This window comes from Dyella sp. 2HG41-7 (assembly GCF_021390675.1).
Taxonomy (GTDB): domain Bacteria; phylum Pseudomonadota; class Gammaproteobacteria; order Xanthomonadales; family Rhodanobacteraceae; genus Dyella_B.
Genome location: NZ_JAJEJV010000003.1, coordinates 243716 through 266431 on the forward strand (window position 1 = coordinate 243716; position 22716 = coordinate 266431).

Annotated in this window: 23 protein-coding genes; 11 read left to right on the plus strand and 12 right to left on the minus strand. The window is 59.8% G+C overall.

What is annotated here, in order from left to right:
- Positions 1-87 precede the first annotated feature (87 nt).
- The 3 genes from L0U79_RS01025 to secB form a co-directional block, all read right to left on the minus strand.
- Entirely contained in the window at positions 88-3111 is a 3024-nt protein-coding gene (locus L0U79_RS01025; protein WP_233840022.1) for a DEAD/DEAH box helicase, read from the minus strand.
- Between the two features lie 101 nt (positions 3112-3212).
- The gene (locus L0U79_RS01030) at positions 3213-4238 is read right to left on the minus strand and encodes an NAD(P)H-dependent glycerol-3-phosphate dehydrogenase (RefSeq protein WP_233840023.1); all 1026 of its coding nucleotides are present in this window, start codon (positions 4236-4238) and stop codon (positions 3213-3215) included.
- Positions 4239-4255: 17 nt separating this feature from the next.
- Positions 4256-4756 (minus strand): protein-export chaperone SecB, encoded by a 501-nt coding sequence (gene secB / locus L0U79_RS01035; RefSeq protein WP_233840024.1) that lies wholly within the window; start codon positions 4754-4756, stop codon positions 4256-4258.
- A 307-nt stretch (positions 4757-5063) separates the two neighbouring features.
- On the opposite strand from secB, the gene rpmB reads away from it, so the two are divergent.
- Positions 5064-5300 carry a 50S ribosomal protein L28 gene (rpmB, locus tag L0U79_RS01040; protein ID WP_026635436.1) on the plus strand — a complete coding sequence of 79 codons (237 nt, stop codon included), beginning with the start codon at positions 5064-5066 and terminating at the stop codon, positions 5298-5300.
- A 13-nt stretch (positions 5301-5313) separates the two neighbouring features.
- Positions 5314-5481: a 50S ribosomal protein L33 gene (rpmG, locus tag L0U79_RS01045; protein WP_233840025.1), complete on the plus strand. Its 168-nt coding sequence runs from the start codon at positions 5314-5316 to the stop codon at positions 5479-5481.
- Between the two features lie 217 nt (positions 5482-5698).
- On the opposite strand, the gene L0U79_RS01050 is transcribed toward rpmG, so the two are convergent.
- From L0U79_RS01050 to L0U79_RS01075, 6 genes are all read right to left on the minus strand, one after another.
- Positions 5699-6001 carry a hypothetical protein gene (locus L0U79_RS01050; RefSeq protein ID WP_233840026.1) on the minus strand — a complete coding sequence of 101 codons (303 nt, stop codon included), beginning with the start codon at positions 5999-6001 and terminating at the stop codon, positions 5699-5701.
- A gap of 158 nt (positions 6002-6159) precedes the next feature.
- Positions 6160-7098, minus strand: coding sequence for a DUF2071 domain-containing protein (locus L0U79_RS01055; protein WP_233840027.1), 939 nt, complete (start codon positions 7096-7098; stop codon positions 6160-6162).
- A 190-nt stretch (positions 7099-7288) separates the two neighbouring features.
- Positions 7289-7648, minus strand: a complete 360-nt coding sequence (locus L0U79_RS01060) for a hypothetical protein (RefSeq protein WP_233840028.1) — start codon at positions 7646-7648, stop codon at positions 7289-7291.
- 12 nt (positions 7649-7660) lie between these two features.
- On the minus strand, positions 7661-7966 hold the full coding sequence (locus L0U79_RS01065; RefSeq protein WP_233840029.1) for a hypothetical protein: 306 nt from the start codon (positions 7964-7966) through the stop codon (positions 7661-7663).
- 567 nt (positions 7967-8533) lie between these two features.
- Positions 8534-8866 (minus strand): hypothetical protein, encoded by a 333-nt coding sequence (locus tag L0U79_RS01070; RefSeq protein WP_233840030.1) that lies wholly within the window; start codon positions 8864-8866, stop codon positions 8534-8536.
- Between the two features lie 503 nt (positions 8867-9369).
- Positions 9370-10569, minus strand: coding sequence for a fatty acid desaturase (locus L0U79_RS01075; RefSeq protein ID WP_233840031.1), 1200 nt, complete (start codon positions 10567-10569; stop codon positions 9370-9372).
- Between the two features lie 154 nt (positions 10570-10723).
- On the opposite strand from L0U79_RS01075, the gene L0U79_RS01080 reads away from it, so the two are divergent.
- The 5 genes from L0U79_RS01080 to mutM all read left to right on the plus strand — a co-directional run bounded on the left by L0U79_RS01080 (position 10724) and on the right by mutM (position 15164).
- A complete protein-coding gene (locus L0U79_RS01080) occupies positions 10724-11470 on the plus strand; it encodes an ABC transporter ATP-binding protein (RefSeq protein WP_233840032.1) in 747 nt (248 codons plus the stop codon).
- Positions 11467-12252, plus strand: coding sequence for an ABC transporter permease (locus L0U79_RS01085; protein WP_233840033.1), 786 nt, complete (start codon positions 11467-11469; stop codon positions 12250-12252). Before L0U79_RS01080 ends, L0U79_RS01085 begins: the two co-directional genes overlap by 4 nt.
- A complete protein-coding gene (locus L0U79_RS01090; protein WP_233840034.1) occupies positions 12252-13577 on the plus strand; it encodes a DUF4350 domain-containing protein in 1326 nt (441 codons plus the stop codon). The genes L0U79_RS01085 and L0U79_RS01090 overlap by 1 nt, the downstream gene beginning before the upstream one ends.
- A complete protein-coding gene (locus L0U79_RS01095) occupies positions 13574-14068 on the plus strand; it encodes a DUF4340 domain-containing protein (protein WP_233840035.1) in 495 nt (164 codons plus the stop codon). The genes L0U79_RS01090 and L0U79_RS01095 overlap by 4 nt, the downstream gene beginning before the upstream one ends.
- Positions 14069-14336: 268 nt before the next feature.
- The gene (gene mutM / locus L0U79_RS01100; protein ID WP_233840036.1) at positions 14337-15164 is read left to right on the plus strand and encodes a bifunctional DNA-formamidopyrimidine glycosylase/DNA-(apurinic or apyrimidinic site) lyase; all 828 of its coding nucleotides are present in this window, start codon (positions 14337-14339) and stop codon (positions 15162-15164) included.
- Between the two features lie 6 nt (positions 15165-15170).
- Here the strand turns inward: mutM and L0U79_RS01105 are convergent, their stop codons facing one another.
- Positions 15171-15947, minus strand: a complete 777-nt coding sequence (locus L0U79_RS01105) for a hypothetical protein (protein WP_233840037.1) — start codon at positions 15945-15947, stop codon at positions 15171-15173.
- 30 nt (positions 15948-15977) lie between these two features.
- Positions 15978-16610 (minus strand): thymidine kinase, encoded by a 633-nt coding sequence (locus tag L0U79_RS01110; RefSeq protein WP_233840038.1) that lies wholly within the window; start codon positions 16608-16610, stop codon positions 15978-15980.
- Positions 16611-16748: 138 nt separating this feature from the next.
- On the opposite strand from L0U79_RS01110, the gene L0U79_RS01115 reads away from it, so the two are divergent.
- Both L0U79_RS01115 and bluB read left to right on the plus strand, forming a co-directional pair.
- Positions 16749-18731, plus strand: a complete 1983-nt coding sequence (locus L0U79_RS01115) for a UvrD-helicase domain-containing protein (protein ID WP_233840039.1) — start codon at positions 16749-16751, stop codon at positions 18729-18731.
- 8 nt (positions 18732-18739) lie between these two features.
- The gene (gene bluB / locus L0U79_RS01120) at positions 18740-19435 is read left to right on the plus strand and encodes a 5,6-dimethylbenzimidazole synthase (RefSeq protein WP_233840040.1); all 696 of its coding nucleotides are present in this window, start codon (positions 18740-18742) and stop codon (positions 19433-19435) included.
- A gap of 10 nt (positions 19436-19445) precedes the next feature.
- Here the strand turns inward: bluB and L0U79_RS01125 are convergent, their stop codons facing one another.
- Complete coding sequence (locus tag L0U79_RS01125; RefSeq protein ID WP_233840041.1) at positions 19446-20465, minus strand: AI-2E family transporter; 1020 nt, start codon at positions 20463-20465, stop codon at positions 19446-19448.
- 91 nt (positions 20466-20556) lie between these two features.
- Between L0U79_RS01125 and L0U79_RS01130 the strand changes: the two genes are divergently transcribed.
- Both L0U79_RS01130 and L0U79_RS01135 read left to right on the plus strand, forming a co-directional pair.
- A complete protein-coding gene (locus tag L0U79_RS01130; protein WP_233840042.1) occupies positions 20557-21453 on the plus strand; it encodes an HAD family acid phosphatase in 897 nt (298 codons plus the stop codon).
- 256 nt (positions 21454-21709) lie between these two features.
- The gene (locus L0U79_RS01135; protein WP_233840043.1) at positions 21710-22687 is read left to right on the plus strand and encodes a hypothetical protein; all 978 of its coding nucleotides are present in this window, start codon (positions 21710-21712) and stop codon (positions 22685-22687) included.
- The last annotated feature ends 29 nt before the right edge of the window (positions 22688-22716 follow it).

Genomic DNA, 22716 nt, shown 5'->3' on the forward strand with positions numbered 1-22716 from the left:
CCCCACCCCGACCCTCCCCTGCAAGCAGGGGAGGGAGTAGATCTCGTGGAATGCATCAATAACGTCACTAACAAAATGCGGTGCGCATCAACTCGGCGCCAGCAACGCATCCAGATCAGCCTGATCGAAACTGAGCTTTTCGCGCGTACCGCCACCCTCAAGCACCGCTTCGGCTAGCTCCGCTTTGCGCGCCTTCAATTCTTCGATGCGCTCTTCCACCGTACCCGCCGTAATCAAACGGAACACAAACACCGGTTTATCCTGACCGATGCGATGCGCGCGATCGCTCGCCTGCGCTTCCGCCGCGGGATTCCACCACGGATCGTAGTGAATGACGGTATCTGCGGCGGTGAGGTTGAGACCGACGCCACCCGCTTTCAACGAAAGCAGGAACAACGGCACATCGCCTTCCTGGAATCGCTGCACCGGTTCGGCACGATCGCGCGTTTCGCCCGTCAACATCACATAGCTCACGCGACGACGCTCCAATTCGTTCGCGATGAGCTTGAGCATTTCGGTGAACTGCGAGAACAGCAGCACCTTGCGCCCTTCCGCCAGCAGCGCCGGCAACATGTCCATCAGCAATTCAAACTTGGCGGAATCGCGCACGCCGCGCGCCGCTTCGAGCTTCACCAATCGCGGATCGCAACATACCTGACGCAATTTGAGCAGCGCATCCAGCACAACGATGCCGCTATGCGCGATGCCACGTTGTGCGATCACCTCGCGCAATTCGTCCGCCAACGACAAACGCAGGCTTTCGTACAACTCGCGCTGACGTCCGTCGAGCACCACGCGACGCGTAATTTCCGTCTTCGACGGCAGCTCCGACGCGACCTGCGATTTCGTTCTGCGCAAAATAAATGGCGCGAGACGACGATTGAGGCGCGCCTGGCAATCTTCGTCGCGCTGCTTTTCGATCGGCACGCGATAGTGACGACGGAACGCGCCTTCGTCGCCGAGCAAACCGGGCACGGCCAGATCCACCTGCGACCACAATTCGCCGAGATGATTTTCCAGCGGCGTACCGGTGAGGCAAATGCAACGGGGCGCACGCAAGGTCAATGCCGCGCGGCGCGCCTGTGTGCGCGGGTTTTTCACTTGCTGCGCTTCGTCGAACACGATCAATGAGAACGGTTGTTTGCGCAGCGTCACCACGTCGCGCGGCAGCAGCGCGTAGCTGGTGAGAATGATGTCTTGCGCGGCGATCTGCGAAAAATCGCCGCTGCGTTGCGGACCATGCAAGGCGAGCGCGCGTAGCGACGGCGCGAAGCGCGCGATTTCCGCCAACCAGTTCGGAATCAAACTGGTTGGCACCACGATCAAGGCAGGCTGCTGCAACGAACCGCGTTCTTTCAACGCAAGCAGATGCGTAATCAACTGCAGCGTTTTGCCCAAGCCCATATCGTCGGCCAACACACCGCCGACGCCTGCTTCGGCCAGCGCGTTCAACCAACGCAAACCCTCGCGTTGATACGGACGCAATTCGACCGTCAAACCTTCCGGTACCGCATCGCTTGCGCGTTCGGCGGCGTCGCGCAAGCGCGCGGTGAACCCACGTAACTGATCCGGCGCCTGCAATTCGCCGCCTGCAGGCAACGCTTCGACGATTTCTTCGAGTCGACCGGCCTGCACGCGCGGCAAGTGCAATTTCTTTTTCGGTTTTTCGAGATATTCGGCGAGCGGCGCGAGCAAGCCGCGCAGTTCTTTCAAACGCACGGGCACGCGGCGACGTTCGTCGACCGGCGCGTACCACACAGCGTCTTCGGGCTCGTTGGGCGCGGGGCTCAGATTGAGCTGATGTTCGGCCAGCGCTTGCGCCACAGCGGGCAACAAGTTGCGGCGTTTGCCTTCGACTTCGATGCCGATTTCCAGATCGAACGCATGGTCGTCGGCGTCTTCCACCACGTTGCCGTACCAGCGCACCGGACCTTCCAGCACTTCGAACGGAAAACTCGGTGCGTATTCGAGTACGAAACCTTCCGCTTCGAGTTTCGGCCGCAGCGCGAGCCAGCGCGCAGGGGTGTTCACTTCGAGCGCGCCGGCGTGGCCTTTGCCGGGGAACAGCCAGGCGTCTTCGGGCAAGGTGTCGGCCAGATCCCACGGCAGACCTTCGGTGTCTACGCCCAGCGTGAGGCCGGCGCGTTCAAGCTGCTCCATGGTGGAAAGCTCTTCCGCGCGCTTGCGGGTGATTTCCACCAGCTGACCGTTGCGCACGCGGCGCACTAGCGGCTCGCCGCCACGTCCGGGCAGGCGTTCGCCGGCGTAATCGAAGGCAAGGCGCGCGTACGCGAGCGGCGGCGTGCCGGCGGCAAGGCGCGCGTGACGCGTCAGCGCATGCAGGATCAGCACCGGCTTGGGCGCAAGTTCCGCGCGGCGCAATTCGTCGAACACCTGCGGTAGCGGCACGCGATGCGCGAGACGACTCGTCGGCAAGGTGCGGCGCAGGGTGCGGCTGTATTCGTGTTTGAGCGGCGGCAGGTCGAGCCAGTGCGTTTCTTCTGGATCGGCGTCGAGGTGACCGAGTTCGGCGCGCTCGGCGTCCAAGAACCACAAACCGTCGACGCGCAGCAGGCGCTGGCTGTGCGGCAGCGCCGGCAACAGGCGCTGGCTGCCGTCCTGCTCCAGTTGCCAATGCCAGTTGAGCTGATGGGATTTTCCGCGCGACAACCGCAAACCGCCCAAGCCGCCGAGGAAGCACGGCGCGGTATCGAGCATGTCCGCCAGCAAGGCATTGCCGACGTGGCCGATCAAGCGCGCGTAGCTGCGCGACTTGCGCACGGTTTGCGGCAGGCCCAGCAAGGCCGTCGCCAGTCGCTGTTCGTGCAGCGGCAGCGAGGTGTGCTGAAGCAATTTGCTTTCCAGCGGCGCGGGGCGCGTGAAGCGTCCGTGTTCGCTCGGCACCAGCAATACCGGCGCGGCGTCCAGGCGTGCGTACGGCACGCCTTCCTCCGGCATTACTTCGAAAAAGAAACCCAGCACGACATGTTCGTGCGTCGGAGCCGTAGCGGGCTTGGCCAGCAGCTTGCGCCACACGCCGGGCAGGCTTTCCTCGCGCTCGTCATTGCGGGCGGAAGGATCGCGTTGCTGTTTCTCGTCCGGTAGGTGCATGCGCATGCGATCCCTGGAGCGATCAAAACCTTGAGCTTAGCAGCGATTCGGGTGCGCATCGCAAGCGAAATGCGCGGACGTCGATCACGGCGCGAAATTGCTCAATGCGTTCCGAACAAACCTTGGGGATATTCCGGCTTCTGCTCGCGCGCCATCAAGGCTTTCAAGCCTTCCACCGGCGTGACTTCGCCGTGCAAGACGGCGCGCACGCCGTTGCTGATCGGAAGATCCAGGCCGTGCTTGTCGGCCAAGCGCATCACTTCGTCGGCGGTGACGACACTTTCGACAACCTGACCGATCTGCGCCACGGCTTCGTCGATGCCGATGCCCTGCCCCAGCGCCAAGCCGAGGCGACGGTTGCGCGACAAATCGCCCGTGCAGGTAAGCACCAGATCGCCCAGGCCGGACAAGCCCATCAACGTTTCCGGCCGCGCGCCGAGCGCGACGCCCAGGCGAAGCATCTCGTTCATACCGCGCGTGATCAGGCCGGCGCGGGCGTTGAGCCCCAACCGCATGCCGTCGGCGACGCCGGTGGCGACCGCCAGCACGTTTTTCATGGCGCCGCCCAGTTCCGCGCCGAGCACGTCGTTGCCGGTGTATGCGCGGAAGTTCGGCGCGTGCAGCAAGGTGGCGAGTTGCCGGGCGAAGGTTTCGTTTTCCGAATGCACGGTGACGGCGCTCGGCATGCCGGACGCCACTTCGCGGGCGAACGACGGCCCGGTGATCACCGCCGCCGCCCGACCCGGCAGCTTCTCCGCCACCAGCTCATGCAGAAAACGACCCGTGCCGGGCTCAAAGCCCTTGGTCGCCCACGCGATGTTCGCGCCCGGTTCGAGCAACGGCGCGATCTCGGTAAGCATTTCGGCGAAAGCATGACTGGGCACCACGATCAAGACGATCGTGGCGCCGCGCACCGCGTCGGCCAGATCGGGCTCGAAATCGAGCCCCGGCGGCAATTCGAGATCCGGCAGGTAGCGCTGGTTGCGGCGCGTAACCGCCATCGATTCCAGGGCCGCCTTGTTGCGGCCCCACAGCCGGGTCGGCACGCCGTTGCGCGCCGCCAGCGTGGCGAGTGCCGTTCCCCAGGAACCCGCGCCCAGGACAGCCAAAACCGGCTGATCGGTCATGTTGGAGGCCTGTTGGCTCAGCTGTTGAGCGTGGGGGCCTCGCCGCCCGCCATGCGGCGCTGCTGCTCGGCGTACAGGGCTTCAAAATTGATCGGCTGCAGCAGGAACGGCGGGAAGCCGCCTTCCTGCACCAGGCTGGAAATCACCTGGCGGGCATAGGGGAACAGCAGATTCGGGCAGTAGCTGCCGATCACGCCGGCCTGGTCGGCCTCGTTGAAACCGGCAATGCCGAACAAGCCCGCCTGCTTCACTTCCGCCAGATAAGCGGTGCGCTCGTTCAGGGTGCAGGTCAGGGTGAGGGTGAGCACCACTTCGAACATGTCGTTGCCCAGGCCGGTGGCCTGCTGGGACAGGTTGAGCTGAACCTGCGGCGCCTCGGTGATTTCGCCGATATCCTGGAAAATCTGCGGTGCGTTGGGGGCTTCGAAGGACACGTCCTTGACGTAGATTTTCTGCAGCGCGAGCTGCGGCTGGTTGGCCTGGCTGCTGGCCTGGCCGTTGGCGGTGATCTCTGCCATGGGTATCCCTCGGTTCTAAAAGGCTGTGCGCGTGAGGCGCAAAGAAAAAGGATTGTTCCATACATCCCCGTTTGTCGCTATGTGGGGCTGTGGATGAAATACCCCAACCGATTGCATAGACGGGCATTTTTCAGGGATAATGCACGGCTCGCCCTCCTCGACCCGGCCATCCGGGCATGTCCGCAACGCGATGTGGACCTCACGACCACGGCGAGAAGCAACACCCTCCAGCATCGCGTGGCGCACTGCGCCGCTGGGCCGATGTCGCCCTGGCCAACGGGCGGTAAACAAAATTACGGAGGTCATCATGGCCCGTGTATGCCAAGTCACCGGAAAAGGTGTGCAGACCGGCAACAACGTCTCGCACGCAAACAACAAGACCCGTCGCCGCTGGTTGCCCAACCTGCATGAGCGTCGCTTCTGGGTCGCCAGCGAAAACCGCTGGGTGAAACTGCGCGTCTCCAACCAGGCGCTGCGCACCATCGACAAGAAGGGCATCGAGGCCGTGATCGCCGACCTGCGTGCCCGCGGCGAGAAGATCTGAGGAGCGTTGAGCCATGTCTAAGAGCAAAAGCGACAAGATCCGTTTGATCTCCTCGGCCGGTACCGGCCACTTCTACACCACGCAGAAGAACAAGAAGAACACCCCGGACAAATTCGAATTCAAGAAATACGATCCGGTAGTCCGCAAGCACGTGATGTACAAGGAAGGCAAGATCAAGTGATTCGTCGTTAGACGAGTCCGTCGGGAAAACCGGGATCGTAGCTTTCAATTAAAACCCGCCCTTGTGGCGGGTTTTTCTTTTGGGGGAATGCATGGTGTTTTTGATTGCCAACATGTCGCGAACTGTTGCCAGTCACATTCCAGAGTTGGCATCGCCGCGGCGTCCGCTTTGCGTCGAAAGCGGACGCATATTCCGACCCAGTTGGATTAGCACGATTTCAATGGCCCGACACTGCTAGGTGCACAAATACAGCAAGCGCCCAAACCATAAAGGGAACGGCAAGGCACCAAAATATGGCATGCCAATAACTGATTTCACGCCGCATCCAAGGGCGACCAGCCCGATTTAGGCTCCAGAAAAACAACGGAAGCAAGGCAAAGAAGAAGACAGTCGGATAGCCAAGTTGATCAGCCTCAAGGCCGCCAAAGAGAAATACGACTGGGAAAATCCACGCGAGTGCAAAAGCACGCCAATAAGTTCTTCCAGTTTTTAGTAGCGTCGCATGTTGAGGTTCACTCATTGACGTCATTTCGTTCGTTTAATTTTCTTAATTTGATGTCCACTTTGGGTTGCGGATTCAGCCGGTCGATGCAACACACTAAAGACTGTGTGAGCAGCGGGAGTGTTGCATCGACCGGCTGAATCCGCAGTCGAAAGCGGACACTAGGATCGAACATATCAGAGCAACCGTTCGGACAGAACACTAAACGGGACGCTTGGAACGCGGAAGCAAAATGGCCTGCCTGTAGCGCCGATTTGCCTGAGGAATTTTCCTCTTTCAGGCTGATCCAATGAAGTCAGCGGCTCCACGGCGTCGATATCGACGGGTAGATCTATCTCTGCATACGCGAGTCGGGCGCAGTGTTCGACTTGTGAGATCGCACCATGTTGCAGACACAAGAAGGTAACGGCGCTGAGCCATGAGTCGAAAAACGGGGCGAGCGCTTGTGGCAATGATCGCTCGGACGTTGTTTCGGCAACACACTGAAAATCGGGCGCACTGCCCGCACCTGCGAAAATCATTGTGCTGAATTGCTCATTCAACGCTGCATGCTCGAACCTTTCAGCGAGGTGAGATGGCAGAGCATCGCTGAAAAGGCGAGTTCCTATCGCGTAGAGCGGATTGTCAAAGATGTTCTTGACGAACAGGACAGTCTTTTCTGTTGGGACATCACCTGGAAGCGCCTCGACATAAAACCGCCAATTGCTTTGAAGCGGCGAGGGGAAAATTCGTCGAAGAGGTCCGGCAATTTTTGGCCCGAAATGGTCGTGCGCATAGGTAAGAACGGTGAAAAGCGTCGATCCATTACGTTGTTTGAGCACAACACCGGGTGGCACTAAATGGATAACGTCACTGACAGCGACCACCCATGTGCAATACACGACATTTTTGACATCGCTAGCCAATGTCAAAAAAGGTAACCGGGAAAAAAGCGCACGGCGGAACCTCAGGAGCAATTGGCACGCGACTAACCGATTGATGAATTTTCCAAGCAGACCCGCTGTCGGGTACACAAATCCATTTTTATTTGTCATGTCCTCTACCGAATGACCTTCCATTGGACACCCCTTTGTCTTTGCCGTTGTCCGTTTCGGATCGGAAACAAACACATCCATGGTATTCCACAATTACAGCGCAACGGAGCAGCGCCCTTAACGGCCTGGCGAAAAGCCAGGCCGTCGTCTATTGAACGAATACACAAAAGAGTTCTGCGGGAACGACATACGAATAGGCGAAATGAAGCCGGACGCGCTTACATCAAGCCGACATCCGCAAGACACAAACCCGGCAAAACTTTCTCGAAGGCTATTTGCACTTATACGGGCTTTCGTTCGTCAACTCCTTATTGGTGTTGACGTCAACGATAGACACCGTTGCTCCTGGGTTCGCAAGGCAGAAGGCATTTCGTGCGGCATAGATATTCGAACCATGAGCATGCATAACAAAGAGAGCCGCTGTCCCGTCTTTTCTAACGGCGGTAACGCGATAATCACCTGACATTGTGACGCAGCCCGTTAGACCAAGGGCAAATGAAGCAAAGACAATCATCTTTTTCATTTCAAATTCCTTTTTAATTTCGAATATCCACTCAACGATAGAAATAGAGAAGGCGTGCCGACGAAAAACAAAGTCGACTTGTGCAGATTTTCGCGTCAGCGTGAGCATTTGAAGCCAAAACTATTTGTCCATCACTTCATAGTGGGCAACCCAGCCGTCGCCAATTTCCTCAAAGCGCACATGTGCCGCTTCCGTCGACCCCGCGCTCATCTCCATCAATATTTCGACGGCTTTTAAGGCGAGCGAAAGTGCGCGGGTGTCTACGTAGGGGGAAAGTTGCATGGCATCGCGCATGACTTTGACAACGCCGTGCGCGTTTTCGATCAACATGTATGCGTCGTCGAGCAGGCGGAGCGGGTTAACGACGGGGGCGGGAAAATAACTGGTGCTGAGGGTAAGCCAAGCGCCAGGGGCCTTTTCTTTCATGGAAGAATCCTTTTCACAGTGCGCCGATCGCGCATGGCGTTATTCGCCGTGCACGCTTAAGTCCCGCCGCGTATTGCGCGCGGCGGGAAGGGGTGCAGGAAAAATCCTGCATATGCAGAGGTTTTATCTGACTGAATTCTCTACAGACGCCCAGTTAGTCCCGACGCCGTCCAGTATGAGCGGCGGTGAAGCAGTGTGGCTCTCGGCGTGGCGGGGGCTCGTGGATGCGAGCGTGCCGTATGATCGGGGGTAACCATGATCAACTCCTTGTCCTTTCGTTGGTTGTGGCCAGCGGATCGTTTGGGCTGCAACCCAGGCGATCCGCGCTTTTGCTTCACTCATGTCGGGTGTGCCGGGTTCTTTAGAGCAGGATGGGCACACCCGACTTTTGGACCTTCGCATGAATGCGGCATGGTCATCTGTCAGCGAACGCGGATTCGATGACAGCGGGAAAGCTGATCTATGAGTGCTCGCCGGATAAGTGCGGGGAAGCATTATCAGATTTGGGTCGAAAGCGGACCATTTGCATCGCCTTCGTGCGAACTGGAACTCCATATCGTGAACTGGCTATTTGTCGACCGATACGTACAAACCCACAGCTAGGATGACCATGAACATGGCCATTGATATGTAGAGCTGTCGCTTGGTTGCGCGGGCCAATTTGGCCTCAGATGTTCCTGCCGTCAGTCCCAAACCAGGATCACTACTCGTCAGTACGCGGTAAGCCGTCATCAGATCCGTCTCGAACGGTTTTGCAGCACGTCGGGACAAGGACCATATCTCGGCATTGCTCTCCTTCAATTTTTTCGCAAAAGCGAAAAGCAGCGCGTAGTAACACAGGCCACTCAGAAACGTCGACACGATAAAAGCTATTGCGAGATATCCGATGGCATCACTCATATTCATTTCCAGAAAGCCCGCAATTATCTGCTATGGGTCGAAAGCGGACCTTATTAAGCTCGACAGTCTGCAACTTCTTTCCCAACATCGTCGAGAAGAGTCATAAATTCTCGCAGCGGGACAGCCAACTGTGTTGGTCTACCTTTCTCACAACGTCGACGAAAAGCTCCACCTCGAGCACTCTATCCGAACGCTCATTTCGTACACGGCAGAGCACTTGCCCGTCGTATGAGATTTCTGCAGCCAAGTACTCGAAGTCCATCGGGCTTACAAAATCCACTGTAAAACCAAACATGAGAAACTCCGTTGCATCGACCGGCTGAATCCGCAGTCGAAAGCAGACATTACTTGGTTCCATTTTGCGCGTTATCCGAATGCGTCAGTCAAATTGCCTCTTAGTCACTCGACTTCCAGATAACTTACATTGGTTGTGATGCACCAATTGCACAAACAAAAAGGCCGCCCTAAGGCGGCCTTTTCAATTTGCTAGAAGCTAACGCCAATCAGGCGTTGCTACTCGCTAGCGAATAACCCTTCAACCGTTGCGCGAAATCCTGCAACGTGCGAATGCCGCTTTGCTCCGCTTCAGCAATCCACTGCTGCAAACCCTTAAGCGCTTGGTCGGCGCCACGCTGATCCATCAAGTCGGCAAGGCGATTGCGGAATTCACACACGGTGCTGAGCGTGGGACGCTTGGCCAGCACGGCCTGCATGCGCTCGCGGCCTTCGCCATCGAGCCAGCGACCGCCGTCGGCAAGCGCGCGACGCAGGCGACGCGGGGTGGATTTGATGCCTTCGCCGGCGTGCTGCGCTTCGTCGCGCAGGGTCGGCACGATGACGTTGCGGTAGTAATCGGTCATGGCCTGGAAGCGGTGCGTGAGCACGGCTTTCAGGGTTTCGGCGTCGGGCAGATGCACGTTAGGGCGCATGTCCAAAGTCGGCGCTACGCGCAGCACTTTGGCGAGACCCACTTTGCGCAGCAGCACGATCGCGGCCCAGCCGATATCGAATTCCCACTTGCGCAGCGAGAACTTGGCCGAGCTCGGGAAGGCGTGATGGTTGTTGTGCAGTTCTTCGCCGCCGATCCAGAAACCCCACGGGATAAGGTTGGTGGCGGTGTCGGAGCTTTCGAAATTGCGATAACCCCACCAGTGGCCGATGCCGTTGACGAAGCCGGCGGCCCAGAACGGAATCCACGCCATCTGCACGGCCCACACGGCCAGGCCGATCACGCCGAACAGGGTGAAGTTGATGATGAGCATCAGCGCCGGACCCCAATACGGGTGGCCGGTGAAGAGCTTGCGCTCGAACCAGTCGTCGGGCGTGCCGCGACCGTATTTTTCCAGGTCTTCTTTTACGAGGCTGGCGTCGCGATAGAGCGACACGCCATCCCAGAACACCTTCTTGATGCCGTGGATCTGCGGGCTGTGCGGATCTTCCTCGGTTTCCACCTTTGCATGGTGCTTGCGGTGAACGGCCACCCATTCCTTGGTGACCATGCCCGTGGTGAGCCAGCCCCAGAAACGGAAGAAGTTCGCGATAAGCGGATGCAGGTCGATGCCGCGATGCGTTTGGCAGCGGTGCAGATACAAGGTGACGGTGAAGATGGTGATCTGCGTGACCACCAAAAGGTAGACGAGAATCGCCACCCAACCAGCGCCAGTAACGCCACTGGTAAGGAAATTCAGCACAGCGTCGAACATCGTAGGAATATCCCGGTACGTAGAAAAAAGAGTCTAGTCGAGGGCGTCCGTACCCACCAGCATGTTAGCCGGCCCCGTTTGGCAATCCGTTAACTCGTAAAGCCGTGACGGGAAACGGTTGTCTGGTGGATGGGGTCGCCCTGACAATCATGCAATGAACGCGCCTAAACCGACGTCACCCCCCGTATTGGAATTGGAACAGGTCAGCCGCCGCCGGGCCGGGCGCCCGGCCGTGAGCGACCTGACCCTGAACCTGCATGCCGGCCAGATCCTTGGGCTGCTTGGGGTGAACGGGGCGGGCAAATCCACCACCCTGGCCATGATTGCCGGGGCTTTGCGGCCCGATCGGGGGTTTATCCGGCTGCAAGGAAAGGACTTTATCGAGCGACCTGAACAGGCGCGGCAGGTCATCGGCTGGCTGCCGGAAGGTGCCCCGCTGTGGCCGGAACTGACCGTGCGCGAACACCTCGATGCCCACGGCCGGCTGCGCGGTCTCACCGGCGCCAAACTGAACGAAGCGCGCGATGCGGTGATCAACCGGCTGGAGCTGAACGACTTGGCGCGCCGCCTGGCGGGCGTTTTGTCGCAGGGACAGCGCCAGCGCCTTGGACTGGCCTGCGCCCTGCTCCATCGGCCGGCCTTGCTGGTGCTGGACGAACCGGCCAATGCGCTCGATCCGGTGCAGGTGGTCGCCTTGCGCGGCTTGCTGCGCGAGTTGGCCGCCAACGGCACGGCGGTAATTCTGTCAACGCATCAGCTGACCGAAGTGACGGCGGTGTGCGATCGCGTGGCGATTCTGCATCAGGGCACGCTGCGCTACGACGCGCCGTTGCCGGCGGATCAGCACGCTGCTTTGGAAAAAATCTTCTTCGACATCGCGATGGCTAGGCAGGCCGCATGACACTTTTCGCTGTGACGCGGCTGGAGTTGCGCCGCTTGTTTGTGCGCCCGCTTGGATGGATCGTCGCTGCGCTGGCGCTCGCGGAATTGGGTTGGCGCTTTGCGTTGTTGTTGCAGATTTTTCTGCTCAATCAGGTGAAGCTCGCGGCGCTGCCGGATGGACCCGGCTACACCGATCTGGTGGCGGTGCGGATGGATAGCAGCTTTATCACTGGCAGCCCGTTGCCGTTCGGCGTGATCGAACTTGCGCTGTTGCTGGTGCCGCTGTTGACAATGACGACGTTAGCCAGCGAACGCAGCAGCGGCACGTTGCCGTTGTTGTTCGCCACAGGGCTTTCCGCGACGCGCATTTTGATCGGCAAATATCTGGCGGTGTTGATTTGGCTCGCCCTGTGGTTGCTGCTTGCGATGGCGGTGCCGTTGAGTCTTGCGCATGGCGCGACGTTGGATTGGGGCAAGCTTGCTGCAGCAACATCGGGGACGTTTCTTGCGCTTGCTGTGCTTGGCGCTATTGGCGTCGCGTGCTCGGCGTTCGCATCGCATCCAGCGGTTGCTGCCGTGGCGGCGTTGATGATCAGCCTTGCGCTTTACTGCATCAATCTTGGCGCGCAGCTCGCGGGCATCAATAGTGGCTTTATCAATTGGCTGGCGATGAGCACGCATCAGGAAAACTTGTTGCGCGGGCTGGTATCGACTGCGGATGTAACGTGGTTTCTGCTCGCCATAGCGGTCGCGTTGATCTTGGGCACGCAACGTTTGGCGGCCGACAAGGAGCGCAACTGATGAATGCGCCGCTTACTCGTCGCCTCAACGGTTGGTTGGCTGCGTTGCTTGTGCTCCTCGGTGCGGGCGCGATCGGTTTTCTTACCGCGCGTCACGATCATGTCGCCGATTGGACGTTCAACAGTCGCGTCAGCATGTCGCCGGAAACGCGCGCGGTGCTTACCAAGCTCAACGGCCCGGTGGATATCGTCAGCTACGCGAGCCCGCAGGGCGATCTGCGCCAAACTATCGCGGCGTTCTTGCAGCGTTACGAACAGGCGAAGCCCGATCTGCATGTGAGTTTCGTCGACCCGCAACAAGATCCCAACGCGATGCGCAATCTTGGCATTACGGTGGATGGCGAGTTGATCCTTCATTATCGCGATCGTCAGCAGCGCTTGGATACGTTGAACGAGCGCAGCCTTACCGATGCGCTGGAACGCTTGGTGCGAGGTAACGATCGTATCGTGGCCTTTGTCACCGGCGACGGCGAACGACGCGCCGATGGTGTCGCTAATGCGGATCTCGGCACATTCGCTTCGCAACTTTCGCAGCGCGGTATGCGCGCCGTGCCGTTGAATTTCTCGCAAGTCGCGGCGGTTCCGAATCAAACGGATCTCGTCGTGCTGGCGGGGCCGCAAGCAGCACTGTCACCGGGCGCCACGAAAGCGCTGACGGATTATCTCGGCAGCGGCGGCAATCTGTTGTGGCTTGCCGATCCCGGCAATATGGACGCAAGCCTGCAACCGATGGCTGACGCACTCAGCATTCGCGTGCTGCCGGGCGAGTTGGTCGATGCGTCATCGTCGGCGCTTGGTTTGAAGGACCCGCGCATGATCGCGCTCGGCGATTACCCACCCAGCGCGATTACACGCGGCTTTACGCTCGCCACGCTGTTTCCGGAAGTCGCGCCGTTGGCGCAAGTGCGCAAGAGCGAATGGAACGTGGAACCATTCCTTCGTTCGAGTCCTCAAGCGACGACACAATCGCTAGGCGGCAACGCAGCAGCGCCGTTGAAAGGTCCGCTGGATTTCGGTTTTGCTTTGAGCCGACTGTCGCCCAGCCCCGCGAAAAGCGAGCAGCGCGTCGTGGTCATCGGCAACGGCGATTTTCTCTCTAACAGTTATCTCGGCAACGGCGGCAATCGCGCGCTGGGCGACCGTATTTTCGACTGGCTGCTCGGCGACGACGAACTGATCAATATGCCGCCGCGCGGCGCGCCCGATCGCGTGTTGACCGTTTCGCAGGGCGAGCTGAGTGCGCTCAGCATTATTTTTATTTTGATTATGCCGGTGCTGTTGCTGGTGATCGGCGGCGTTATTGCGTGGCGGAGACGACGCGCATGAAACGGGCTGTACGCCGGCAATTGGCGCTGATTGTTGCTGTGATTGTGCTGCTCGCCGCAGCGGCATGGCAGTTGCGCAGCGACGAGAACGCCGCGCCTGGGACGCTGTTGTCGTTCAAGCCCGAAACGATCACGCGCGTCAGTCTGGCGATGGGCGCCACGCCGACCGAAAAATATGTGAAGCGTGACGAACATTGGTGGCGTATCGATCAGGGCGATCCGGTGCGCGCGGATGATCGTCGCATCGGCGAGCTGATTCGTATCGCCGCCGCGCCGGTGCAGAGTTGGCAGCCCGCTGCCAACTATGACATCGCGAAAATCGGCCTAGCACCGCCGCAAGCGAAGCTGACGCTGGACGACGCCACACTCAGCTTCGGCAGCATGACGGCGATCGGTCACGACGTTTACGTGCAAACCGGCGAACGTGTCGGCATTGTGTCGATGCTTTATATGCCGCGTTCGGCGCAAAGCACCTCCGTGCAGGCGCAGTAAGAGCCTGCTTTGGGTCTCGGCGTGGCCCGCGCCGGGTTTGTTTGCCTGACGGGCAAGGAGGAACGAAGGCGTGTATGTCGATACACAACTGAGTGAGGACGCAGCCCGGCGGGCAAACAAACCCGGCCCTTCGGGTTGTCACGGTGCGTCCACCATGCGGCAGCACGCGGCTTGGCTTGCCAGCCAGGCAAGCGCTGCGCCGCGCGCCACCACCTGGCGGACGCACCGTGACAACGCGGGCTACGCCGAGACCCAAAGTAGGCTCTGAATGCCTGAATTGCCGGAAGTCGAAACCACGCGTCGAGGCATTGCGCCTCATCTGATCGGTCATCGCATCACCAGCGTGACGTTGCGTCGCGCGGATTTGCGCTGGCCGATTCCGCGCGAAATCAGCGAGCTGCTACCAGGCCAACGTATCGACGAAGTGGAACGCCGTGCCAAATATTTGCTGCTGCATACGCACGCGGGAAGCGCGCTTCTGCATTTGGGCATGACCGGTGTGCTGCGCGTGTTGCCGCCGGATATTACGCCGGGCGCACACGATCACGTCGATATGCATCTGGAACCCTTGCGAGGCGAAAAGCCACGCATCCTGCGTTTTACCGATCCGCGGCGCTTTGGTTGTTTGTTGTGGCAAGCGCCCGGTACTACGCACGAACTGCTAGCCGACCTGGGCCCGGAACCACTTACCGATGCATTCGACGGCGATTTGCTGTGGCGGCGTTCGCGCGGTCGCAAGGCTGCGGTGAAATTGTTTTTGATGGACAACGCGATCGTGGTCGGCGTGGGCAATATCTACGCCAGCGAAGCATTATTCGCGGCCGGCATTGATCCGCGTCGTCAAGCGGGCTCCGTATCGCGCGCCCGTTATCAACGCCTGGCGGGCGAAGTGAAACGCATCCTGGCGTGGGCGATCGAACGCGGCGGCACCACGCTGCGCGATTTTCTCAATCCGGATGGCGCGCCCGGCTATTTCTTCCGCGAATTGTTCGTCTATGGACGCGAAGGCGAGCCGTGCAAAGTGTGCGGCACGGCGATACGCCAACAAGTGATCGGACAGCGCTCCACGTTTTGGTGTCCGCACTGCCAAAAGTGACGATGTTTACTCTTGGCCTGGCCAGTAGAACGACACATACGTGTTATTGAATTGCGGATCGTCCATTCCACCGCCCAATTCAGCGGTCAATCCGCCAAACACACCGTCGACTTCCAGCGATTGACCGTCGACGAAACGCGCACCAAGCGCCTCCAATTCGATCAACTTCTGGCAAAGCGCTCCCGCACGATCGGTGTCGGTCTCGGGAACGTCGTGCAAGCTGATATCGGGGCGACCGAATTTGCGCATGCCGCGCGTGTGAATCCACTGGCGACCCGATGCGTCTTCCTCGTCACGCAGAATCAACACGTGATTGCGCAACGGCGCGCCGTCCTTGATTAAATAACGTCGACGCCATTCGTCCGCGCTAAACAAGGTGAGAATCTGCGGATCGAGAATCGCCACGCCGCCGATATCGAGCAAGCCGGCGAGCACGCCGTAGGTATCGCGCAGATAGCCCGTATCGCCCTGATCCTTGAAGCGCCCATGCAGTACCAGCACTTGCGGTGCGGCCAAGGCTTGCTCGAAGGCTTCCGGCGCGTCGTTTTTGAACAGGTCGCCCAGCGCTTCTTTGAGCGGATAACCTTCCCAATCGCGCAACACGTGGTGGTGATGACTGCTCAGTTGCACTTCTTCCGGCAACCCGTCGCTGCCATAAGGTTCCGAAGGCACGCGCGTGGGTTTGAAATTGCCGAAGACGTAGAACTGCAGAATGACTTCTTCGTCACTGGGCTGCCAATGCGGGCGCTGCCAGGCGGGAAAATAGGTGACCGGATTGCTCATGCGTTTTCCTTGTCTTTATGCCGGTCCCGATCAGGGCTTTTCATCCAGCGGCAAATGAGGTTGCTTCAATTCGATGCGCCCGCGGCCCTGCGTGATTTTCTTGAACTCCGCGCGGCTTACCGAGACATAGCGTTCGTTGCCACCGATCTCAACCTGGGGGCCTTCGGTAATCGCGCGCCCCTGCTCGTCCACGCGCACGACCATGGTGGCCTTGCTGCCGGTGTGGCAGATCGTCTTGATCTCTTCCAGCACGTCGGCCCAGGCCAGAAGGTAACTGCTGCCTTCGAACAATTCCCCGCGAAAATCGGTGCGCAGGCCATAGGCAAGCACGGGAATCTTGAGCACGTCGACCACGTCGCCGAGCTGCCACACTTGCGCCTTGCTTAAGAACTGCGCCTCGTCGACGAAGACGCAGTGCAGTTCGCCGTGCTCGGCGATATTCGCGCGCACCAGCGCCAGCAAATCGGTATCCGCCGCAAAACGCTGCGCCTGCGATTTCAACCCGATACGCGACGCCACCACGCCTTCGCCGTAGCGATTGTCCAGCGCCGGCGTGAGAATCAAGGTGCGCATGCCGCGCTCGAAGTAGTTGTAAGCGCTTTGCAGCAAGTTGGTGGTCTTGCCGGCGTTCATCGACGAATAATAGAAGTAGAGCTTGGCCATGCGGGTTCCGGGCACGCGCAATAGCGCATGGTACCGCGACTGACATGCTGGCGGGCCACTTACAAGCCTGCTCGGGAGACGCCGGGTTTGCTAGGATCGCCCGGTACGCCGTAGCCACCCAGCCGACCTGATCGACGCATGCTCAACCCCCAACAATTGGCCGCTGTCGAGCACGTCGAAAGTCCGCTGCTGGTGCTTGCGGGCGCCGGCTCCGGCAAAACCTCCGTTATTACGCAGAAAATCGCGCACCTGGTGCAGCGTCGCAAATTAGCCGCGTCGAAAATCGCCGCCATTACGTTTACCAACAAGGCGGCGCGCGAAATGCGCGAACGCGTCAGCAAGCTGGTAAGCGCAGACGATGCAACGGCGCTTACGGTGTGCACGTTTCACGCCTTGGGCTTGAAGTTTCTGCAAATCGAACATGCGCGCGCCGGCATGCGTCGCGGCTTTTCCGTATTGGACGCGGACGACAGCGAAAACATCGTCAAGGAACTGGCGCCCAAAGGCGTGAAACCCGATGTGCTGTTCGGCTTGCGCAATTTGCTGAGCCGCGCCAAAAACAGCGGCTTGTCCCCGGAAGAAGCGCTCGCCGCCGCGCGCAGTCCACGCGAGCTGGAAGCGGCCACGATTTACGACTTGTATCAGCAACGTCTCGCCGCGTTCAACGCGGTCGATTTCGACGATCTGATTCGCCTGCCGCTGCGCATTCTTGAAAGCGACGAAGAATGCCGCAACGCGTGGCGCGAACGCTTGCGTTATTTACTGGTGGACGAATACCAGGACACCAACGACGCGCAATATCGTTTGCTGAAAGCGCTGGCGGGCGAGCGCGGCAACTTTACCTGCGTGGGCGACGACGATCAGTCCATCTACGCGTGGCGCGGCGCCAATCCCGAGAATATTGAACAGCTCGGCAAGGATTGGACGAATCTGCGCGTGATCAAGTTGGAGCAGAACTATCGCTGCGGCAAGCGCATTCTGCGCTCCGCCAACCAGCTGATCGCCAACAATCCGCATCTGCATACCAAAAAGCTGTGGAGCGAGCATCCGGAAGGCGCGCCGATCCGCGTCATCGAATGCAAAGAGGCGGAGCACGAAGCCGAACGCATCGCCGGTATGGCGGCGACGCTGGCCGAGAAGCACAAAGTGCGCTGGCACGATATGGCGATCCTGTATCGCGGCAACTTCCAGGCGCGTCCTCTGGAAAAGGCGCTGCGCCTTGCACGCGTCCCGTATCACTTGACCGGCGCGTTGTCGTTTCTCGATCGCGCGGAAGTGAAAGATTTGCTGTGCTATCTGCGCCTGCTCACCAATCCCAGCGACGACGCCGCCTTTTTGCGCGTGGTCAATGTGCCCAAGCGCGAAGTCGGCTCGACGACGTTGGAAAAGCTTGGTCAAATCGCACAGAGCAAACATTGCTCGCTACTCGAAGCCACACGCAGCGACAGCGTGCTGCGTCAGCTAACGCCGCGCCCCGCCGCCGCGCTGGCATCGTTCTCCGATTTGCTCGACGAACTGCGCAGCGCGTCTTTGCATGAGAGCGCAGCCGATCTGGTCGACCGTATTCTTACGCGCACCAACTACGCCGCCCATATCGCCGCCGGCACGCCGGACGCCGCGTTGCGCGAACGCCGCATGGGCAATATGCGCGAACTCGCCGATTGGTTTCGCGCCATGCAAAAAGGCAACAACAGCGCGGGCGACCTCGCCTCGCAGCTTGCTCTGCTGTCGCATGCGGATCGCGACGAACCCGGCAACGCCTTGCGCATGATGACCTTGCATTCGGCAAAAGGCTTGGAGTTTCGTTTCGTTTTTATCGTGGGCTGCGAAGAAGGCACCTTGCCGCATGATGGCGCGATCGATGAAGGCCGCATCGACGAGGAACGCCGCCTGATGTACGTGGGCATCACGCGCGCCAAGGAATTGCTGACGCTGTCGTGGTCGGCCAAAACCAAACGCTACGGCGAAGTGCACAACAACCAGCCCAGCCGTTTTCTGCACGAATTGCCGCAAGACGATTTGCATTGGGAAGGCAAAGATCCGGAAGCGGACAAGGAAGCCGTGCGCGAAACCGCCGAGTCGCATATGGCGAAGATCGCCGCGATGTTGGCAGGCAACTGAGACCGCTTATGACCGATCATCGCTTTTCCGACGCACAGCGCGAGGGTCTGTATCGCGCCATTCACGAACGACGCGACGTTCGCTCGCAGTTTCTGCCCGATCCCATTGCGCCCGATGTGCTGGCTCGCCTGCTGCATGCGGCGCATCACGCGCCGTCAGTGGGCTTTATGCAGCCGTGGGATTTTGTGGTGATCGACAGCATCGAGATTAAGCGCGCGGTGAAGGCGCTTTACGACGACGCCAACGCGGATGCCGCCCACAATTATTCCGGCGACCGCGCGGCGCAATATCGCCGACTGAAATTGGAAGGCATCGTCGACAGCCCGATCAATCTTTGCATCACCTGCGACCGTCAGCGCGGCGGTCCGCATGTACTCGGCCGGAACACGATGCTGGACGCCGATCTTTTCAGCACGTGTCTGGCCGTGCAGAACCTGTGGCTGGCCGCGCGCGCCGAAGGGATCGGCGTGGGCTGGGTGAGCATTGTCGATCCGTCGCGCTTGGCCGAAACGCTCGGCCTGCCGGAGCAGGTTTATCCGCTGGCCTATTTGTGCCTGGGGCACGTAAGCGAGTTTCTGCCCAAGCCCGAATTGGAAATGGTCGGCTGGCGTTCGCGCTTGCCGTTGGAGCAATTGCTTCACGGCAATACGTGGGACGGCGCCGTGCAGGACGACTCGCTGTTGTCCGCGATTCGCGAATCGTGAGGCGCGCGCGTCAAATCATCTCGTTCGCTTCAAGCTCGCTCTTGAGATACGCGTAGTAGATCGGCGCGGCGACCAGTCCGGCCAAACCGAACGCCGCTTCCATCACCAGCATCGCCACCAGCAGCTCCCACGCTCGCGCGCGAATCTGCGTGCCGATGATGCGCGCGTTGAGAAAGTATTCCAGCTTGTGGATCACGATCAGAAAGCCAAGCGACGCGGCCGCTACCCAAAGCGACACGGACAAACTGGCAATCGTCACTGCGGTGTTGGAGATGAGGTTGCCGATCACCGGTAGAAGCCCGGCGAGGAAGGTCACCACCACCAGTGTTTTCGCCAACGGCACGTGGATATCCATCAGCGGCAATACGCCGAGTAGAAACACCGCCGTGGCCAGCGTATTGATCAGCGAAATCTTGATCTGCGCAAAGACGATGTTGTGGAACGCTTCGGCAAGACGCTGGCAACGCACGCCCAATGCAGCGGCGAGCGGCCCGATCTGATGCGGTGGACGTGCACGATTGAGCGCCACCAACGCGCCCAGCACCAGGCCGAGAATGATATGCACCAGCACGCGCGCCGTTTCCTTGCCTGCGTTCTGCAAACTCATGGCATGGCGGCGCGTGAGATCCAGCGCCATCACGCGCAATTCGTCGACGCTGTCGGGCAGCAGGTTGGTCAACGATGCTGGCAATTGCACGCGGGCTTTTTCGACCAGCGGCATCAGCTGCTGCTCCCAAATAAGTCCGGGATTGCTGATTTCGTTCCGAAAAAACCCGACCAGCGCGACGATCAGCAAGGTGAGCAATCCCACCACCACCACGCCCAGCGTCGTCACTACCACCAGTCGCGCACGCTCGCCGGAAATGCGTCGGCCGAGCAAGGGCGTCATGGCGTGCACCAATTCGTAGACCAGCAAGCCCGCCAGCAGCGCGGGCAGCAGATGCAATCGCAGCACCAGCACCAACGCCAGCGCCGTCAGCACGTAACTGGCGACGCGAACGCCGCGGGTGGATTCGGGAAGTACCGACACGGGGATAACCTTTGGCAGCGCCGAATACCCGCAAGTCTGTCATAAACTTGCGCCATCCTCTGCCGGTTTCGTCTCTTTCACAGGGTGTTTCATGATCAAGTCTTTGCCCGTTCTGCTGGGCATGTCGTTGTTGCTTTGCGGATGCGCCAGCCAGGCGCCGCATCCCACCGCGCCCGCGTCGAACGCGACCGCGCCATCGCAACCAGCGCCTGTCGCCCACGCCGACGACAATCTCAACGCCGTCGCTTGGACACAGACCGCGCTCGAACACGATCTGATTTATCAGGAAACCTTTCGCAGCGCGCAGTCGCAGTTGCTGACCGCACTCAAAGACAAAAACTGGGATGCGTTACCAAGCGACGATCGCATTGCGTCGATCAAAGATCTGAAGCCGGCCGTGATCTTGGATATCGACGAAACCGTGCTCGACAACTCGCCTTATCAAGCGCGCCTGATTCGCAGCGGCGGCGAATACAACGAAGCCGATTGGGCCGCATGGTGCAAAGAGGAGCGCGCACGCGCGATGCCCGGCGCTGTGGCCTTTACGCAATTCGCCGCCAAGCACGGCATTGCGGTGATTTACATCTCCAACCGCGCACAGGATCTCGACAGCGCCACCATCGACAACCTGCGCAAGGTCGGCCTGCCCGTTTCGGGACCAGACGCGTTCCTTGGACTGGGCACCATCCTGCCGGGTTGCGATCAGGTCGGCACCGAAAAGAACTGCCGCCGCCAGCTCGTCAGCAAGCGCTATCGCGTGCTGATGCAGTTCGGCGATCAACTTGGCGATTTCGTCACGGTACTGAGCAACACCGCCACCGGCCGAGCTCAAGCTATGGCAACCTATATGGGTTGGATCGGTACCCGCTGGTTTGTGCTGCCCAATCCCACCTACGGTTCCTGGGAGCCGGCGTTGTTCAACAACGAGTGGGGCCAGCCGCGCGATCAGCGTCGCCTGCAGAAGATCCGAGCGCTACATGTAGATTGAATTAATTCAATCACTTATACAGACATACTTAAAGTATTGCTTGAAGACAGGAAGAGCTCTATCATGGGCTCGCCTGTCCTGCTGACCTCCAATTCTCTGCGGGCATGGCCATTTCCCTTCCGGCTCTGCCGGCATGACCCTGCGAGGCCCAACGCCCGCGGGGTTTTCTTTTAAGATGCACCGCGCCCTCTCTGTGGCGCCTGTTTGTGCCCTTTGCCTGGATGGCAAGCCACCGCCCTCGTCCGAGAGAGATTCCATGCGCTTTCAAACACTTGGCCGCAGCCTGCTGCTCCTGGCGATGCTCGCCCTGGTCGCCTGCCACAAGAAAGAAGAGAACGCAGCGACGCCCGGCGGCGCCACACCGGAAGCGTCGGTGGAGCAGTCGATCGCCCTGATCAAAACGGGCGACTTCGCCGGCTTCTGGCAACATGAGCTGCCCCCGGCGGACTACGCCAATCTGCGCACGGACTGGACCAAGCCCCGCCCGGACCAACGCCCCATTACCGACGAAGATCGCGCCCGTTTCGCGCAATCGATCCAGCAGATCACCGCGCCGAACGCGGAAACCACGCTGTACAACCAGCTCAAGCCCAAGCTGGTGCAGATGGATCAGCAGTACCACGATCAGTTGCCGGTGATGATCGGCATCGGCCAGGCGATCCTCACCACCGGCATCGCGCAAAACAAAACGATGACGGAAAACCAGAAGCAGCAAGCGCGCGACGTGCTCAACGTGCTGCTGCCCTGGGCGCAGCAAACGCCGTGGTTCGATCAGGACAAAGCCAAGCAGGCAGTGGGCGTGGTGGTGACCACCGCGCGCCAGCTCAACTTGAAGTCCGCCGACGACGTTTTGCATATGGATTTCGATACGTCGATGAAGCAGTACGCCATCGGCTACACAGGCCTCAAGCAATTGCTCAATATTTACGGCTTGTCGGTCGACGACGTGCTGGATTCGGCGAAGGTGACGACGCTCAGCGTGGATCACGGTCACGCGCATGTGAAGATCGACTACACCTTGCTGGGTAAACCGCTGAGTACGGATTCTCAATTGGTGTTGATCGACGGTCGCTGGTACAGCCAGGACGCGATCGACAGCGAGCATGCTCAGCACGAGCAGCTGCTGCATCCGCCCGCGCCTGCCGGCAGCGCCAGCGCCCCGGCGCCAGCGGCTTCCGCGCAAGCGCCGGCAAGCAGCGCCTCCACCAGCACGACGCTGGCCGCAAAACCCTAAGCCGGCCGTAGGGCCGACCGCTACACTAT